Consider the following 15,058-nt stretch of genomic DNA (forward strand, 5'->3'; position numbering starts at 1 on the left):
GGTCAGCAACATCCACTCAATGGGCTGCTCGTTGGCCGGCACGGGGCTGATTTCCACCGCCTGCACGGCGAAGACTTCCACCGGCAGCAGCTTCTTGGTCCAGCCGTGTTTCAGTGGCAGTACCAGCGCAGTGGCTCGCACCTGCATGGTTGCCTCGCGTGCGGTGCGCTTGGGGCCAGCTGGCACCGGCAGCTTGTAGCGCCCCAGGGGCTTTTGGGCCTCCACCACCTGCCACAGCTTGCCCTCCAGCGGCCAGTCCACGCACCTGTCCTGCGCGGCACGTACTGTCATCCAGCCGTCCGTCATGACGGCCCAGTGCAGGATGTCCCGGCAGTCTCCCCCTCTGTCCAACTGAAACCAGGGCCGCCCCTCATACCCGGCCGCTTCTCGCGCTCTCAGCACCTGCTCCATGACGTCCAGCCAGTGGCGCGTCTCCTTGTCCTCCAACGCCCGGCTGGCAGCGGGTTTCTTGCGCACTGCCTTGCGCGCCCACATGTGCTGCCCGCTCGGCCCCAGTGCCACCCCCTTGTCATTGACCACGATGGCACTGACCACCTCCAGGCCCCGTGCTTTGGCTCGCGTCGTGCCCACCGGGCCGAAGCCCTTGGCCTTCGGTTTCTTGCGCGCCGCTGGCAGCGTCAGTGACGTGCCATCCACCGGCACGTACACGTACGGGCCCTGCGCTCGGGCGAACGCCGCCTGGTGCGCCGCGCTCGCCATGTCCCTCGCCTCTACCGCCTCATTCTCCACCAGCCGATACGCCCCCTCCCTCTCGGCTCCCTCCTCCCATACCTGCGTCAGCTTGCCTGCTGGCCTCAGCGCCACATGCGCCGCCATCTCCACCAGCCGCTGCGTGCGCCTGTCATCCCCTATCTGCGCCCTACCGAACTCCTGCTGGGCCCATACCCGGGCTACTGCCGCCGTCACTTCCGTTTCCATTACTTCTCAAGTCATGGAATGCGGCGCCACATTCCTCCAGTTGGAGAAATGTGGCTAATGATCAGCTCCCAGAGGGAGAGGGGACACCTCGCGGCCGTACCAGCTGAGGGCGAGCAGCACATCGCCTCGCCAGGTGGCGTACAGGCCACCCTCGAAGTCCACTCCGGCGCGAGCGGTGAGGGCGAGCCCCCAGGGCCCCAGCCGCCCGCGCGCGCCGAGCAGTACGCGCAGGGGCACCCGGGGACCGCCAGTGCGCAGGAAGGCCTCGAGTCCGGCCTGGGCGCCGAGGAAGCCCTCGAACCGGGGACCCCCGAGGCTCGCGGTGAGGCCCGCGTGCGGCCCGAGTCCCAGGTCCGCGGGGCCTCGCACCACGCCATAGGCGGTGAGCCCGAGCTGCGCCGAGGCCTGGAATGCGCCCTGGCCCGAGGTGAGCTGCCATTGGCCGGCGCCGCGCAATTCCAGCACCCCGGTGGAGGGGAGGATGAAGAACTCGCCACCGAAGGCGGTGGGCCGGGACTCGGGGACGGGGGGCGAGGCGAGGAGGAAACCCAGGCCCACGCCCTGGGTGCCCGCGAGCAGCGACAGGTGCGAGGCATCCACGCGGCCGCGCGCGGTGAGGACGGGGGCCTCGGCGGCGGCCACCGGGGCGAGCAGCAGTGCACTGGCGAAGACGAGGGCCTTCATCGCGCGGTCACCTCCGTACCGGGCACCTGGCGGATGTCATCGGCGCCGGTGCCCTGTCCGGCCAGCGCGGCGTGGAGGAAGCGCGAGAGGACCTCGGCGATGCGCTCGTGCGCGGTGTCGAGCGGCACCGTGGGCGCGCAGCCATCCTCCACGTCCCGCTGGTCGCTGGAGGTGAACTGGAAGTGGGTGACGCCCTGGAGGACGGCGAGCACCGAGGGCGCGGGGAGCCGGGAGGCCTCCTCCCGGACGCGGGGCAGCTCCGAGAGGCAGTCCAGCTCTCCGGCCAGCGAGAGCGAGGGCACCGTGAGGGTGGGGATGCGCTCGGCGTCGGCCGGGTCCGGGTAGCTGGCGAGCAGGGCGAGGGCCGCGAAGCCGCCGTCGAGGGCGAGCTTGGCGGACACGACGCCGCCGAGCGAGTGGCCGGCCACGGCGATGCGCGAGGGTTGGACGAGGCCCTCGAGGAGCGAGCCCTCGGGAGGGGACGTGAGCAACTCGCGGGCGAAGTGGCCGTTGTCGATGGCGGACAGCGGCAGGTCGAGCGGGTGCGAGGGCATCGCGACGACGTAGCCGCGCGCGGCGAGGGACTCGGCGAGCCAGAGGTAGCCCTCGGGGGACACGAAGCCGCCGTGGACGAGGACGAGCCCGGGGAGTGGCGCTCCGTCGGCGGGCCGGGCGGGATGGCCCTCGGCGTCCGAGGGGAAGAGGACGCGCACGGACACGAGGTCCGTGTGCCGGCCGCGCACCTCGAAGAGGGCCTCGGAGACGGGAGTGGGTCCGGTGCTCCGCAATTTGCCCGAGCTGGGCGCGGGAAGCGCGCAGCCAGACAGGGCGGACACGAGGGTAAGGAGGAGGAACAGCGGGGCCGGCTTCATACGAGGGACTCGCGGGGGCTCACGGGTGGGCACTGTGTAAGGCCCGGAGCCGCGGTTCGCCAGCGCGTGTGGGAACCCGGGACGCGCGATACCCTCACCCTGGGGGGCTTGCCCCCCCTTTGAACGACGGGGGGCTCCTCTCCCGGAGGGCGAGGGGAGGGTTGAACAGCGCCCTCCGGTGACGATGTTCGCGAACTTGTCCAACTGTTGGACAAGTTGGAGAAGAGCGCGCCCGGCGGGGGCTCAGTCGCCCACGATGCCGACGCGGACGCGGTGGTGCTCGGCGCCGAGGGCCGTCTTGAGGGTGAAGTCGGCCACGTCCTCGGCGTAGACCTGACGGCCGCCGGTAGGCAGGGACTCCACGGCGGTGCGGTACTTGCCCGTCTTCACGCCGCTGGGCATGACGGGCGGGCACACCACCACCCAGTCGAGCTCGCTCTCCTGCAGCACCTGGAACGCGCCCCGGTGGTCCTCGAAGGCATGGCGCAGGAAGGGCGGCAGGCCGTGCTCTCCGGCGAGTCCCCCGGCCGGGTGGGGCAGCAGTCCCGCGGCGCCCACGGTGACGAGCCGTTTGAGGCCCTCGGTCTTCATGGCGGTGACGATGGAGCGCGTGGCCTCGGTCACCACGGTGACGGCGTGGGTGGCGTCCCGGGCGCCGATGGCACTGACCACGACCTCGGCGCCGCGGAGGGCCTCGGCCACGGTGGCGCCGTCCTCCAGGCTGCCTTTCTTCACGAAGAGCCGCCCGTGCTTCAGGCCCAGCCGCTTCGGGTCGCGTACGTACGCCGTCACCTCGTGCCCCAACCCGAGCGCATCGTGCACCAGCGTGTGCCCGACGCGCCCCGTCGCTCCGAAGACCGTCAACCGCATGGGTGTTGCTCCTCCGAGCCGCGTCCCGTGTACAGGGGCCGGGCCCCTCAGGCCCTGGCTCGGACGAGCGCGGCTCCGGGTGTATAGCGCCCCCGGCCCACGCTTGTCCGCAAGCTGTTCACGGCAGGAGCGTCCCGAGGCGGCCGGTGGGTCGTGGGTTCCCGCTACCGGGAGGCTCGGTGTGTGGCGTCAAGGTGACGCGGCCACCTGCGGGGCCTCGGTCTGGCGCTCATCGTATTTTTTGAGAGTCCGTTCCACCGCCTCCAGCCGGGTGTCGTGTTGAGCGAGCCGCTCGGACAGCGGGGTCCGGAACGAGTTCATCTCCGCGTACATGGTCTGGAGCGTCGCCTGCTGGGCACTCTTGATCTCCCCCACGAGCCAGACGGTCCGGTCCCGGTGGTCATCCTGCGCGTGCTTCAGTTGGCTGGCCAGCTCCCGGTCCCGCTGCTTGCTGCGGATGGCCTCCTCCGCCACGTCGAGCTTCAACTCCGTGAGCTGCCGGTCCATGCCCTCCAAGCGCTGGTCGGTGCGCTTCTGACCGTCTTCCAGCGATTGCAGGCGCTGCTCCAGCCGCTGCTGGCCCTGCTCCAGCCGCTGCTGGCCCTGCTCCATCAAAGCCAGGATGCGCTGCTCGCCTGGCGTGAGGGACTGCTCGCCCATCCCCATGGGCACCGACGTGGATCGATCCATCGACGCACTCCTCCTGTGGTGACTTCTCCAGTAGGTTGACCCATGAGGTCACCTCAAGTCAAGTCACCGCTCAGGTCAGGTGTCTGGCTGTCCGCTCCGTGGGGAAGCGCCGCTCACTCGCCGGTCAGCTTCGCTTCCAGCTCGTCCAGCTCGCGCTTCACTCCGGCGTCCGTCTCGCGCAGCTTCTCCACCTTGCGCACCGCCGAAATCACCGTGGAGTGGTCCTTGTTGAACCGCGCGGCGATCTCCGGGAACGAGCCCTTCGTCAGCTTGCGGCTCAGGTACATGGCCACCTGCCGCGCGTGCGCCAGCGCCTTGTGCCGCCGGTCCTCCTTCAGCGCCTCCACCGGCACCTTGTAGAACCGCGCCACTTCCTTCTGGATGCTCTCCACGTCCACCACCTGCCGCGACGGCAGCACGTCCTTCAGCACGTGCGAGGCGAAGTCCACCGTCACCGGGTGCCTCGACAGCGAGTGGATGGCGCTTACCTTCACCAACGCCCCCTCCAGCTCCCGCACGTTCTTCTGGAACGCCCGGGCGATGAAGTGCGCCACCTCGTCCGGCAGGTCCAACCCCTCCATCACCGCCTTCTTCTGGAGGATGGCCACCCGCGTCTCGAAGCTCGGCTCCTGGATGTCGGTGATCAGCCCCATGCTGAACCGGCTGCGCAGCCGATCCTCCAGCCCGGGCACCTCCGCCGGCACCATGTCGCTCGTCAGGATGATGGCCTTGCCCTGCTCGTGCAGCGTGTTGAACGTGTGGAAGAACTCCCGCTGCGTCTCTTCCTTCCGCCCCAGGAACTGCACGTCGTCGATCATCAGCACGTCGCACTCGTCCCGGAACTTCCTCCGGAACTCGGGCATCCGCTGCTCTCGCACGCTCTCGATGTACTCGTTGGTGAACTGCTCGCTCGACAGGTACACCACGCGCTGCGTCGGGTCCCTGTCCCAGATCTTGTTCCCGATGGCGTGCAGCAGGTGCGTCTTGCCCAGGCCCGTGCCGCCATAGATGTAGAGCGGGTTGTAGGCCCGGCCCGGGGTGTCCGCCACCGCCTGGGCCGCCGCGGCCGCCAGCTGGTTGCTATCCGCCACCACGAAGTTCTGGAAGGTGAACCTCGCGTTGAGCCGGGGCGGCCGGCTCCCATCCGACTTGACCGCCGGTGCGGGTTGCAGCTCCGGCGGAGGCGCCAGGCCCGGCACCACCTCGTAGCCCAGCCGGTTGGGCGTGTCCGTCACCCGCGCCAGCGTCGACTCGAGCAGCCCCCGGTAATGGTCATCCACCCAGTCCTGGTAGAAGCGGTCCGGCACCGCCAGCACCAGCGCGTCCTCGCGCACCTCCAGCGGCTGCATCCGGTTGAGCCACCCCAGCGCGTAGTCCTTCCCATCCCGCTTGAGACAGTCCAGGAGCATCTCCCAGACATTCTCGGCACTTGGCTGGACAGGCAGGGGGCGGGCGAGCGCGTTCACGAAAGGCCTCCAGGACCCCGGCGAGGCCGCCAGGGAGGGGGCCGTCCGTGCTAACAGGCCCCCCCTGGGCGATCAAGTTTGCCGCCCCTACTCCTGACATTCCGTGGCCCTACACCCCCTCGTCCGATCTCAGCCCCCACCGGAATCCTCACCCCCCTCCCACCGGTTGTGGTGCGAGTCTTCCCACCCCCCGCCCGTTTCACCCCGGGTGCGGGGCGCAAAAGGGTGCCGGTCCATCAGATCCCGACAGCCCGGAGTGATCCGACATTGACTTGGGTGGGAGATCGGGTTACGAGCGCCGCCTTCCTCAGTCTCGTGGATAAGGGCGCCCACTTCACGTTCGGGCGTCTCGTCGTCCCAGGAGTCCAGCCGTGTCCAAGCGCACCTATCAACCCTCGAAGATCCGGCGCAACCGCACCCACGGTTTCCGCAAGCGCAACTCCACCAAGGGCGGTCAGGACGTGCTCAAGAGCCGTCGCGCCAAGGGCCGTAAGCGCCTGGTGGTGTCGTCCTACAAGAAGTAGTCGGGACGCTCGCGTGAAGGCCGAGGGCCAGGCGCCACCTCGCGACGAGCGCTTTCCCAAGGCCCTGCGCCTGCTTACCCGGCGCGAGTTCCTCGAGGTCCAGGAGAAGGGTCAGAAGATTCCCTCTGACAGCCTCCTGGGACTCGCCCGGCCCAACGCCCGGCCCTACTGCCGCGTGGGCCTGACCGTCTCCAGCAAGGTGGGCAATGCCGTGGAGCGTGCCCGCCTGCGAAGGCTCCTCCGGGAGCTCTTCCGCAAGCGTCGTGGGCAATGGCCCTCCGGTGTGGACGTAGTCCTGGTCGTGCGCCAGTCCGCCAAGGATGCGTCGTTCTCGGACCTGTCTCGCGCCTTCGATGGCATCACCCGCAAGCTGCAGAGGTTGTTTCCGTCCGGCCCCCGGGAGTCCACCCGATGAGCCCTCTCGCCTGGCTGCTCGCGCTGCCCATCCGCTTCTACCGGCGCTTCCTCTCGCCCCTGCTCCCCCCGGCCTGCCGCTTCCACCCCTCCTGTTCCTCCTACGCCCTCCAGGCCCTCCACAAGCACGGGGGCCTGCGCGGCTCCCGCCTCATCCTCTGGCGCCTGCTGCGCTGCCAACCCTTCCACCCGGGTGGATTCGACCCGGTGCCCTGACGGCTCCCCTCTCCCTATGAACGATCTGGATCCGCTCTCGCCCAACTCGGCTGACTCCCAGCGGCGACTGATGGTGGCGCTCGCCCTCGCGATGGCGCTCACCTTCGCCTACACCTATTTCTTCGCCCCGCAGGGGCCGCCGCCCCAGGCCGGAGGCGCGGACGCGGGGCAGGTGGTGGCCGGCGCCGATGCCGGCACGGCCGCTCCCACCGCCGGTGCGGACACCACCGGGACGCCGTCCACCGGGACGGGCTCGGAGGCCGCCGTGGCCGCCGAGGCGACGCCGCCCCCGCCGGTGCGCACGCTCGACTTCCAGCGCGAGTGGGCCCGCTACTCCTTCTCCACCCAGGGCGCGGGCCTCGTGTCGGCCGAGCTCCAGGGCCAGAAGATGCGCGAGCAGGGCCAGGTGTCCATCGCCGAGGGCTACAAGCTGCTCTTCGGCGGCAACGTGGCGCCTCCGCCGCAGATGAACCTGGCGCAGCCGGTGGCCGGCCAGCCCCTGCCGCTGTCCGTGTCCATCACCGGCCCCGCGCCCCTGGCGGCCGACGCGCGCTACGCCGTGGCCGAGACGGGCACCCCCGGCAACGGCACCCTCTTCACCGCCCGCCAGGGCCCGTGGGAGGTGACGAAGAGCCTGCAGTGGCCTCGCGAGGGCTTCGAGCTGCTCTACACGCTGCAGGTGAAGAACACCTCGGCGCAGGCGGCCACCGGTGAGCTGCAGGTGCACTACAACCGCGCCATCGACCCGAACAACGAGCACGCCCCGTCCTTCTTCGGCGGCGTGGGCAACCTCAGCTACGCCTCGTGCCACGTGGGTGAGGAGAAGCACAAGCTGGCTCCCGAGCAGAGCGCGCCGGACGCCGAGGACTCGCGCGGCCTGGTGCACTACTTCGGCATCGACCAGCAGTACTTCCTCTCCGCGCTCTACCCGCTGGATGGCCCCCTGCAGGGCCGCTGTGACTTCGTGGCCACCCCCGCGGTGCGCGGTGTCACCGCCAGCTTCCCGCTCACCGTGGCCGCCGGCGAGACGGTGACGCTGCGCTTCGGCGGCTACTTCGGGCCCAAGGAGGATGACCTGCTCGCCGCCGTGCCCAGCCAGGCCCTGCGCGACGCCACCGGCCTGGCCGCCACCTCCTACAAGCCCCAGCTCACCGAGACGATCGACTACGGCATGTGGGCCGTCATCGCCAAGCTGCTGGTGGGCGTCATGAAGTTCTTCCACGGCCTCGCGGGCAACTGGGGCGTGGCCATCATCCTGCTCACCGTGCTGGTGAAGCTGATCCTCCTGCCCCTCACCCACCGCTCCATGGTGAGCATGGAGGCCATGAAGAAGCTCCAGCCCCGCGTCGAGGAGCTGCGCAAGAAGTACGCGGACGACCGCGAGCGCCAGAACACGGAGATGATGAAGCTCTATCAGGAGGCCAAGGTGAACCCGCTCGGCGGATGCCTCCCCATGCTCATCCAGATGCCGGTGTGGATCGCCCTCTTCACCGCCCTGCGCAACAGCTACGACATCTACCAGGAGCCCTTCTTCGGCCCGGTGTGGCGCGACCTGACCTTCAAGGACCCCACCTACATCCTGCCGCTGGCGCTGGGCATCAGCATGATCATCACCCAGAAGCTCCAGCCGCAGATGGGTGACCCGACCCAGGCCAAAATCATGACCTGGTTCGTCCCCATCCTCTTCACCGCCACGCTGCTCAACTACCCGGCCGGCCTCGCGCTCTACATCTTCACCAACAACATCCTCTCCATCGCCCAGCAGTACGGGCTGAGGAAGTGGCTGGAGAGCAAGGAGCACAAGGGCGGCGGGGATGGCGGACTGCCAGCGGGCACGGCCACGGCCACGGCGGGAGGCAAGCGCAAGTGAGCGACGTGCAGGCACCTCCGTCCACTTCCACTCCCGCGGGCGGCGCCGACATGCGCTCCCGCGTGGAGCGGCTGCTCACCGACATCCTCGGCATGATGGGCTTCCCCGCCCGGCTCGACTTCAAGGACGCCAGCGATGGCAGCCTCTCCGTCGCCCTGCACTTCCAGGGCGAGCCCCCTCCCGGGGTGGAGCCGGGCAAGCGCAGCCAGGTGGTGGACTCGCTCCAGTTCCTCCTCAACAAGATGCTCCACCGCCCGGGCACCGAGCGGCGCTTCCTCCTGGTGGGCGCCGGCGTCCACCCCGAGCCCCGCAGCGAGCGGTTGAAGCGCGAGCAGGCCACCGCCGCCGCTCAGCCCGCCGCGCCCGCGCCGCAGCCCGCTCCCCCGGCCGCCGCGCCCGCGCCCCGGCAGCAGCAGCCCAAGCCCGCCCGGGGAGCCCAGGCGGCCGCCCAGCACGCCAAGGCGCCCGCCGCCCCGGCCCGTGCGTCCGAGTCGGATGAGCGCTCCCTGGAGGTGGCCGAGGATGCCTCCCTGCGCGAGGTGGCTCGCAAGCTGGCCGAGAAGTCGGCCTCGCTGGGCCGCTTCTATGCCCTCGTTACTGTGAAGCAAGATGACCGCGCGCGCGTCCTGAAAGCAGTAGAGGGTGTGCCGGGGGTGAAGGTCTCTTGCGAGGGCGAGGGCCGCAACCGGCGCGTGGTGTTCACTCCGGAGAAGCCCGCCCCGCTCCCCAAGCGGAGCATGCTGCCGGAAGACGATGACGAGGACGACCTCGAGGGCTAGGCCCTCGGGGCCCACCGACGAAAGGGCATTCCATGGGCAAGGCCAAGTCGCTCAAGGACAAGCTATACGGCGCCGCCGTGATGAAGATGAGCTTCCGGCTGCGCGGGGACGAGGAGTCCCCGGCCTTCAAGTTCGTCTACCCCGGCGTGCTCCGCGACCTGGAGCTGGAGGACGCCGCGGTCGAGAAGTACATCGAGGAGAACCGCGAGAGCGTCGAGCGCGCCGCCCGCGGCTCCATCCCCGCGCAGAGTCCCCGGAGCTGACGTTCCCGGGGGCTCGTCTCGTCCCCGGGGGCTCGTCTCCCGGGGCGATGTCCCGCGGTCCCGGGTAGGTGTCGGCCGGTAGGCTCGCACCCGCGCGGGGCGCCGCTGGTGGACGTTCCGAGCGTCTCCTGGCCGCGCCCCCCCTCGGGTCCGATGGACGCGGCGAGAGAGCGCGCCTAGTTCCTGGAGGCTTCCCGCTGGAAGGGTTCCGGCGGCCGTGCCCCTCGGGGCTCAGGAGGCCTCTCGCATGCGGCGCCTCGTCGTCCTCCCCCTGTTGCTCCTGCTCGTCTCCGCCTCCGCTTGTGGAGGCAAGGGTGACCCCGGTCCCAAGGGAGAGCCGGGCGCCTCCGGTGAGTCCGTCCCCGGGCCTCGCGGTGAGCCGGGTGCCAAGGGAGACACCGGGCCCATGGGACCTCCCGGCAACTTCGCCCGCATCCGCGTCGTGCCCCCGGGGGACTCGCCCCTCATCGGCGGCGAGAACCTGCGCAAGGCCCTCCAGTCCATCACGAAGGTCTCCGCCGAGGAGCCCTGGCTCCTCTTCCTCGAGCCCGGCGTGTATGACCTCGGCACCCAGGGGATTCAGCTGCGCCCGTACATCCACGTGCAGGGCTCCGGACAGCAACTCACCACCGTGCGCTCCAGCGCCGCCGGCCCCACCGTGCTGACCGCGGACCATACCGAGCTGCGCTCCCTCACCGTGGAGCACCTCGGTGGCTCCGGCGAGGCCGTGGCCCTCTCCAATCCCTCGTCCCTGTTCCGCGCCCGCGATGTGGTGGCCGTGGCTCGCGAGGGCTCCTCGCGCACCGTGGCGCTGCTGTCCACCGCGGGCGCCGGCCCCGGTGGCTTCGAGCGCGTGCAGGCGAGTGCCGTGTCCTCCCGCGGCGATACCGTGGGCTTCTCCTGCGAGGGCTGCTCCGTGAAGGTGTCTGGCTCCACCTTCCTCGCCCACGGCGGAGCCCGGGCCACCGGCGTCTCCGTGCGCGGGGGCTCCATGGAACTGTGGGACTCCTCGGCCGTGGGCCAGGGCGGCTCGGAGGCCCTGGGCGCCGACGCCGAGGGCTCCCGCCTCGTGCTCGTGCGCGCCGAGGTCTCCGCCTCCGACGGCGGTGTGTCCGTCGGCCTGCGCCTGGCCTCCTCCCCCGCTTCCGTCCGCGATAGCACCCTCTCGGGCTCCGGCCCCTCGGGTCAGCAGGCTCGCGCCCTGGAGACGCTGCGCTCCGACTCCGCTCCCCAAGTCGTGGAAGTGCAGCGCTCCACCCTCTCGGGTGCTACCCAGACCCTGCGCTCCTCCGAGGGGTATTCCATCCGCATCGCCTCCTCCCAACTCCGTGGTGGCAAGGCCGATGGCAATGGCATCGTGTCCTGCAACGGTTGCTACGACGAGAACTTCCACTCCCCCGCCTCTCCCACCGGCTTGTAGTCCCCCCTCGCGGGGGCACCCTTTCATGAGCTCCCCCGCCACCCTCGCCGCGCTCGCCACCGCCCCCACCGCCGGCGCCGTCGGCATCCTCCGCCTCTCCGGCCCCGCCTCCCTCGAGGTGGGCCGCATGCTCGCCCCCGGCGTGCCCGCTTCGCCCACTCCCCGGCACGCGTACCTCGCCTCCTTCGTCGATTCCTCCGGCTCCGTGCTCGATGAGGGGCTGTTCCTGTTCTTCCGCGCTCCTCATTCGTTCACAGGGGAGGATGTCGTTGAACTCCAGGCCCATGGGAGTCCTCGGCTTCTGCGCATGTTGCTCGCTCGCGCCCTGGAGCATCCCGCCGTGCGCCACGCCGGACCCGGCGAGTTCACCCGCCGCGCCTTCCTGCATGGCCGCATCGACCTCACCCGCGCCGAGGCCGTCGCCGACCTCGTCGCCGCGGACTCCGAGGCCGCCGTGCGCGCGGCCGCGGCGGGATTGGCGGGGGCGCTCTCCGCTCGCGTCCGCGGGCTGGAGGAGCCCCTGCGCTCGCTCCATGCGGACCTCGAGGGGGTACTGAATTTTCCCGAGGAGGCCGAGGGCGCCGATGAGGGCATGGAGGCCCGTGTCTCCGAGTTGCGGAGCGCCGCGGATTCCCTGCTCGCCGAGGTGGGCCGTGGACGGCTCGTGCGCCGGGGGGCCCGTGTCGCCCTGTATGGGCCCGTGAACGCGGGTAAGTCCACGCTGTTCAACCGGCTCCTGGGGGAACAGCGCGCTCTTGTTGATGAGGAGCCGGGGACCACTCGTGATGTGCTGGAGGCCCGCGTCGAGTGGGAGGGGCTCGGTGTGGTGTTGCTCGATACCGCCGGGCTTCGCGAGGCCCCCGGACGCGTGGAGGCACTGGGGATTGCTCGCACTCGCGAGGTGCTTGCCTCTGTCGACCTCGCCGTGCTCGTGCTTCCCCCAGAGGCCAGTGGAGATGATGCACAGCGGTGGCTTCGTGACGCGGGGGCCACTCCTGCTCTTCTTGTCGCGGGGAAGTGTGATGTCCGCGGGTCTCGGGACCTCGCTGACCCTCACCCTGACCCTCTCCCAGAGGGAGAGGGGATTGACTCGGGCTCAACCCGGGATGCGGGCACCCTCACCCCGTCCCTCTCCCGAGGGGAGAGGGGTTCTGTCCGTGGGTCTGTTTCTTCTGCCCTTGGGTCTGGGGTGGTTTCGGCGGAGCCTGTGTTGGCCGTCAGTGGCCTCACGGGCGAGGGGGTTGAATCGCTCCGCTCCCTGATGCTCTCGCGCTTGTGGGGCGGCGGCTCTCCCTCCGCCGTCGCCCTCGTCTCCGAACGTCATGCCGATGCTCTTCGCCGCACCGCGGACGCTCTCTCACGCGCCGAGAGCGCCTGCCGCTTCTCCACCATCGAGGTCGTCTCCGGTGAGGTCGGCCTCGCCCTCGAATCCCTCGGCGAGGTGTCCGGTACCTCCGCTTCCGAGGCCCTCCTCGACGCCATCTTCCAGCGCTTCTGTATCGGTAAGTAGACACCCGCCCCATCGCCCGGCTCGTGTCAGACCCCTCCTTAGAATGCTTCCCCTGCCCGGCCCCCTCTCACCAGGGCCGGAGGAGGACAGGGTGATTCCGATGTGCAACAGCCAGGCGGCTTACTCGGCTCTCGAGGCGCTGCCGATGGGATGGGTTGGGGAGATCCTCGACGAGGAACTGGTGGCTTCGCCCCGGCCGGCGCCAGGTCAGGCCCGTGCCGCCTTCATGTTGGGAGTTGAACTCGGTGAACGGCTCGATCCCCGCCGCGGGGGCTCCGGCCGCTGGTGCTTCCTCCGCGCTCCCGAGCTCCGTCTCGGCCGCGATGTGCTCGTCCCCGATCTCGCCGGCTGGCGCCGCGACCGGCTCTCCGAGGCCCCCGCGCCCGATGAGCCCTTCCTCACGCTCGCCCCGGATTGGATCTGCGAGGTCCTCACGCCCTCCACCGCCGCGCTCGACCGCACCCGCAAGCTGCCCGCATACGCTCGCGCCGGCGTCTCCCACGTGTGGCTCGTCGACCCCGCCGCCCGCACGCTCGAGGTCTTCCAGCGCGTCAAGCGCGGCTGGCTCCTCGTCGCTACCTACGAGGGCGACTCCATCGTCCGCACCGAGCCCTTCCACTCGCTCCCGCTCGAGCTCTCCTCCCTCTGGATGCCCACCGAGAGCTTCCTGGAGCTGGTCCGCTGAGCCCCTGACTCCCGAGGCGCCTCAGCTCGCCGCCCGGAGCCGGGGCGCCTCTCCCTTCAACAGCCGCGCCGCCGGCACCCGAGGCCTCTCGCCCGCCGCGCGCAGCAGCCGCCTCACCGCCCGCAGCATCAGGTCCGTGTCCAGCGGCGCCGCCAGGAAGCCCTTCGCTCCCAGCGCCCGCGCCCTCTCCACGTCCAGCTCCGGCACCTTGCCCGCCGCCAGCAACTGCGCCACCGGCCTGCGCCCCATCGCCTCCAGCGACGGCAACGGCGCCAGCACCACCGCCCGCGCATTCGCCGCCAGCACCTGCTCCGTGCTCGCCACGCCCGCCCGGAATCCCGCCTCCCCCAACACCCGCACCAGCCCCGCCGCCGCCGCCGCGCCCCACCCGTAGACGAGCACCGCCCCCATCTCCGGCTCCGCCCGCTCCGGCAGCGCCAGCATCCCCGCCAGCTCCTCCATCTCCAGCGGCTCCAGCAGCGGAATGTCCAACGTCTCGCGCTCGGGATTCAGGTCCGGCAGCAGGACGCCGCGCACCACCTCGAAAGGCCCACCCTCCGTCAGCTCCGCCATGCCATCCAGGTGGACCGCCATGTCCGCGTCCGCCTCGGGCAGCGTGATGGCCTCCACCTCCGCGCGCCGGGGCGCTGCGTCCGCTCCTCCCTGGTAGAGCCGCTCGATGGCCCGGCCAATCGCCGCGTCCGTCGCCAGCCACGGCACCACCCGCGCCTTGCACGCCACGCTGCGCACCGCGTCCAGCGACTGAAGGCTCGCCGGCGCGGCGATCGCCACCACCAGCACCATGTCCCTCGGGCCCTCCAGCCGCAGCGGCACCACCCGGTGCATCTCCGCCAGCCGCCTCGGCACCAGCTCCCGCAGCCGCGCGTTCATCCGCTGCGCGTCCAGGTCCATCGCCGGCACGCCCGTCTGGTGCGCCAATGCCTCCAACACCTGCTCCGCCGTGCAGAATCGCAGGTCCACCACCACCTGCCCCAGCGGCACGCCCCACTTGCGCTGGTAGGCCAGGGCCGATTGCAACTGCAACCCGTCCATCACCCCCAGCTCCACCAGGATTTCGCCCAGCCGCTTCTTCGTCTGCATTGGCCGCTCCCCCGTGCGTGCGCGGCTCTCTAGAACGTTTCCACCCGGGCTGTCTTGTCTGTTCGCGTCAAAATGTTGCGGCCAGGCGCCATTTCCTGTCTGTCTTCAGGGGCTGTCTGGTTATTCCGGGCGTGCGACAGGCCCGGTGTCCGCTTCCGGACGGCGGCGGAGGACGCGCGCTCCCTCTGCGGGGAGCGCTCGGAACGGCCGGGGCGGGGGCGCTCAGTAACCGGTGCGGCTCGTCAGCGGCCCGGTGAAGCTGTAGGAGAGGCCGTCGGGCCTCTCCACCGAGCCCTTGAAATAGCTGTCGGACGCCATGGAACTGATCCAGACGTGACCCTTGCACCCGGCGCACGTGGGCACGCCATTCCTGGTCACGTCCCACTCGCCGTAGAGATCATCGGCGTAGGTGGCGCTGAGGCGCACCAGCTTGAACTCGAAGGTGTCCGTCTTCGTCTTCATCTGCATGTTGCCGAAGCCGTGCAGCGTCCCCTGCTGCCAGCTGAACGTCGCGTTGCTCGCCGTGGCCGTGTGCTCGATCCAGTCTCCCGGGATGCTCTCCCAGAGCGTGGTGACGGACGCGCGCACGTTGTGCACCGGGGCCAGGGTGCTCCACGCCACCACGGGGATGGCCACCGTCAGGGCCGCCAGGCCATTGAAGACAGACTTCGGCATGTTGCTCAGCATGATGTTCTCCTCGCGAGATGAGGGCCGACAGGCTCCTGCCGGCCACCATGCTGGGGCTCCCGTTCCGG

The 15,058-nt window shown here is 70.4% G+C and carries 17 protein-coding genes; 9 read left to right on the forward strand and 8 right to left on the reverse strand.

Features of this window, described 5'->3' with window-relative positions:
- The 6 genes from BO221_RS48485 to dnaA form a co-directional block, all read right to left on the reverse strand.
- Positions 1–939: transposase DNA-binding-containing protein (locus tag BO221_RS48485; protein ID WP_143196129.1), on the reverse strand; the 939-nt coding region annotated here is incomplete at its 3' end.
- Between the two features lie 54 nt (positions 940–993).
- Positions 994–1,623, reverse strand: a complete 630-nt coding sequence (locus BO221_RS48490) for a hypothetical protein (RefSeq protein WP_073567763.1) — start codon at positions 1,621–1,623, stop codon at positions 994–996.
- The gene (locus BO221_RS48495) at positions 1,620–2,495 is read right to left on the reverse strand and encodes an alpha/beta fold hydrolase (RefSeq protein ID WP_073567764.1); all 876 of its coding nucleotides are present in this window, start codon (positions 2,493–2,495) and stop codon (positions 1,620–1,622) included. The genes BO221_RS48490 and BO221_RS48495 overlap by 4 nt, the downstream gene beginning before the upstream one ends.
- Positions 2,496–2,738: 243 nt before the next feature.
- Positions 2,739–3,365: an NAD(P)-dependent oxidoreductase gene (locus BO221_RS48500; protein WP_073567765.1), complete on the reverse strand. Its 627-nt coding sequence runs from the start codon at positions 3,363–3,365 to the stop codon at positions 2,739–2,741.
- 189 nt (positions 3,366–3,554) lie between these two features.
- Positions 3,555–4,055: a hypothetical protein gene (locus BO221_RS48505; protein ID WP_073567766.1), complete on the reverse strand. Its 501-nt coding sequence runs from the start codon at positions 4,053–4,055 to the stop codon at positions 3,555–3,557.
- A gap of 113 nt (positions 4,056–4,168) precedes the next feature.
- Positions 4,169–5,521, reverse strand: coding sequence for a chromosomal replication initiator protein DnaA (gene dnaA, locus BO221_RS48510; RefSeq protein WP_073567767.1), 1,353 nt, complete (start codon positions 5,519–5,521; stop codon positions 4,169–4,171).
- 371 nt (positions 5,522–5,892) lie between these two features.
- Between dnaA and rpmH the strand changes: the two genes are divergently transcribed.
- The 9 genes from rpmH (at position 5,893) to BO221_RS48555 (ending at position 13,202) form a co-directional block, all read left to right on the forward strand.
- Positions 5,893–6,045 (forward strand): 50S ribosomal protein L34, encoded by a 153-nt coding sequence (gene rpmH, locus BO221_RS48515; RefSeq protein WP_043401084.1) that lies wholly within the window; start codon positions 5,893–5,895, stop codon positions 6,043–6,045.
- A 13-nt stretch (positions 6,046–6,058) separates the two neighbouring features.
- Positions 6,059–6,460, forward strand: a complete 402-nt coding sequence (gene rnpA / locus BO221_RS48520; protein WP_073567768.1) for a ribonuclease P protein component — start codon at positions 6,059–6,061, stop codon at positions 6,458–6,460.
- Positions 6,457–6,675: a membrane protein insertion efficiency factor YidD gene (gene yidD / locus BO221_RS48525; protein WP_073567769.1), complete on the forward strand. Its 219-nt coding sequence runs from the start codon at positions 6,457–6,459 to the stop codon at positions 6,673–6,675. The genes rnpA and yidD overlap by 4 nt, the downstream gene beginning before the upstream one ends.
- 16 nt (positions 6,676–6,691) lie before the next feature.
- Positions 6,692–8,545, forward strand: coding sequence for a membrane protein insertase YidC (yidC, locus tag BO221_RS48530; protein WP_073567770.1), 1,854 nt, complete (start codon positions 6,692–6,694; stop codon positions 8,543–8,545).
- Positions 8,542–9,324, forward strand: coding sequence for a hypothetical protein (locus tag BO221_RS48535; protein ID WP_369866247.1), 783 nt, complete (start codon positions 8,542–8,544; stop codon positions 9,322–9,324). Before yidC ends, BO221_RS48535 begins: the two co-directional genes overlap by 4 nt.
- A 32-nt stretch (positions 9,325–9,356) precedes the next feature.
- The gene (locus tag BO221_RS48540; protein WP_073567771.1) at positions 9,357–9,587 is read left to right on the forward strand and encodes a hypothetical protein; all 231 of its coding nucleotides are present in this window, start codon (positions 9,357–9,359) and stop codon (positions 9,585–9,587) included.
- A gap of 247 nt (positions 9,588–9,834) precedes the next feature.
- Positions 9,835–11,007, forward strand: a complete 1,173-nt coding sequence (locus BO221_RS55735) for a hypothetical protein (protein WP_198956337.1) — start codon at positions 9,835–9,837, stop codon at positions 11,005–11,007.
- Positions 11,008–11,032: 25 nt separating this feature from the next.
- Positions 11,033–12,517, forward strand: a complete 1,485-nt coding sequence (locus BO221_RS48550; protein ID WP_073567772.1) for a tRNA modification GTPase — start codon at positions 11,033–11,035, stop codon at positions 12,515–12,517.
- A gap of 100 nt (positions 12,518–12,617) precedes the next feature.
- Entirely contained in the window at positions 12,618–13,202 is a 585-nt protein-coding gene (locus BO221_RS48555; RefSeq protein WP_073567773.1) for a Uma2 family endonuclease, read from the forward strand.
- 21 nt (positions 13,203–13,223) lie between these two features.
- Here BO221_RS48555 and BO221_RS57535 read toward each other — a convergent pair whose 3' ends face one another.
- The gene (locus BO221_RS57535; RefSeq protein ID WP_073567774.1) at positions 13,224–14,303 is read right to left on the reverse strand and encodes a hypothetical protein; all 1,080 of its coding nucleotides are present in this window, start codon (positions 14,301–14,303) and stop codon (positions 13,224–13,226) included.
- Positions 14,304–14,525: 222 nt separating this feature from the next.
- On the reverse strand, positions 14,526–14,990 hold the full coding sequence (locus BO221_RS48565) for a hypothetical protein (RefSeq protein ID WP_073567775.1): 465 nt from the start codon (positions 14,988–14,990) through the stop codon (positions 14,526–14,528).
- Positions 14,991–15,058: the final 68 nt, after the last annotated feature.

Origin of the sequence: Archangium sp. Cb G35, from assembly GCF_001896145.1 — a bacterium.
Taxonomy (GTDB): Bacteria; Myxococcota; Myxococcia; order Myxococcales; family Myxococcaceae; genus Archangium; species Archangium violaceum.

Bases quoted from the DNA above. Each gene is read 5' to 3' on its own strand.
- BO221_RS48490 (WP_073567763.1), bottom strand. From the start codon at position 1,623: ATGAAGGCCCTCGTCTTCGCCAGTGCACTGCTGCTCGCCCCGGTGGCC.
- BO221_RS48495 (WP_073567764.1), bottom strand. From the start codon at position 2,495: ATGAAGCCGGCCCCGCTGTTCCTCCTCCTTACCCTCGTGTCCGCCCTG.
- BO221_RS48500 (WP_073567765.1), bottom strand. From the start codon at position 3,365: ATGCGGTTGACGGTCTTCGGAGCGACGGGGCGCGTCGGGCACACGCTG.
- BO221_RS48505 (WP_073567766.1), bottom strand. From the start codon at position 4,055: ATGGATCGATCCACGTCGGTGCCCATGGGGATGGGCGAGCAGTCCCTC.
- yidD (WP_073567769.1), top strand. From the start codon at position 6,457: ATGAGCCCTCTCGCCTGGCTGCTCGCGCTGCCCATCCGCTTCTACCGG.
- yidC (WP_073567770.1), top strand. From the start codon at position 6,692: ATGAACGATCTGGATCCGCTCTCGCCCAACTCGGCTGACTCCCAGCGG.
- BO221_RS48540 (WP_073567771.1), top strand. From the start codon at position 9,357: ATGGGCAAGGCCAAGTCGCTCAAGGACAAGCTATACGGCGCCGCCGTG.
- BO221_RS55735 (WP_198956337.1), top strand. From the start codon at position 9,835: ATGCGGCGCCTCGTCGTCCTCCCCCTGTTGCTCCTGCTCGTCTCCGCC.
- BO221_RS48550 (WP_073567772.1), top strand. From the start codon at position 11,033: ATGAGCTCCCCCGCCACCCTCGCCGCGCTCGCCACCGCCCCCACCGCC.
- BO221_RS48555 (WP_073567773.1), top strand. From the start codon at position 12,618: ATGTGCAACAGCCAGGCGGCTTACTCGGCTCTCGAGGCGCTGCCGATG.
- BO221_RS57535 (WP_073567774.1), bottom strand. From the start codon at position 14,303: ATGCAGACGAAGAAGCGGCTGGGCGAAATCCTGGTGGAGCTGGGGGTG.
- BO221_RS48565 (WP_073567775.1), bottom strand. From the start codon at position 14,990: ATGCTGAGCAACATGCCGAAGTCTGTCTTCAATGGCCTGGCGGCCCTG.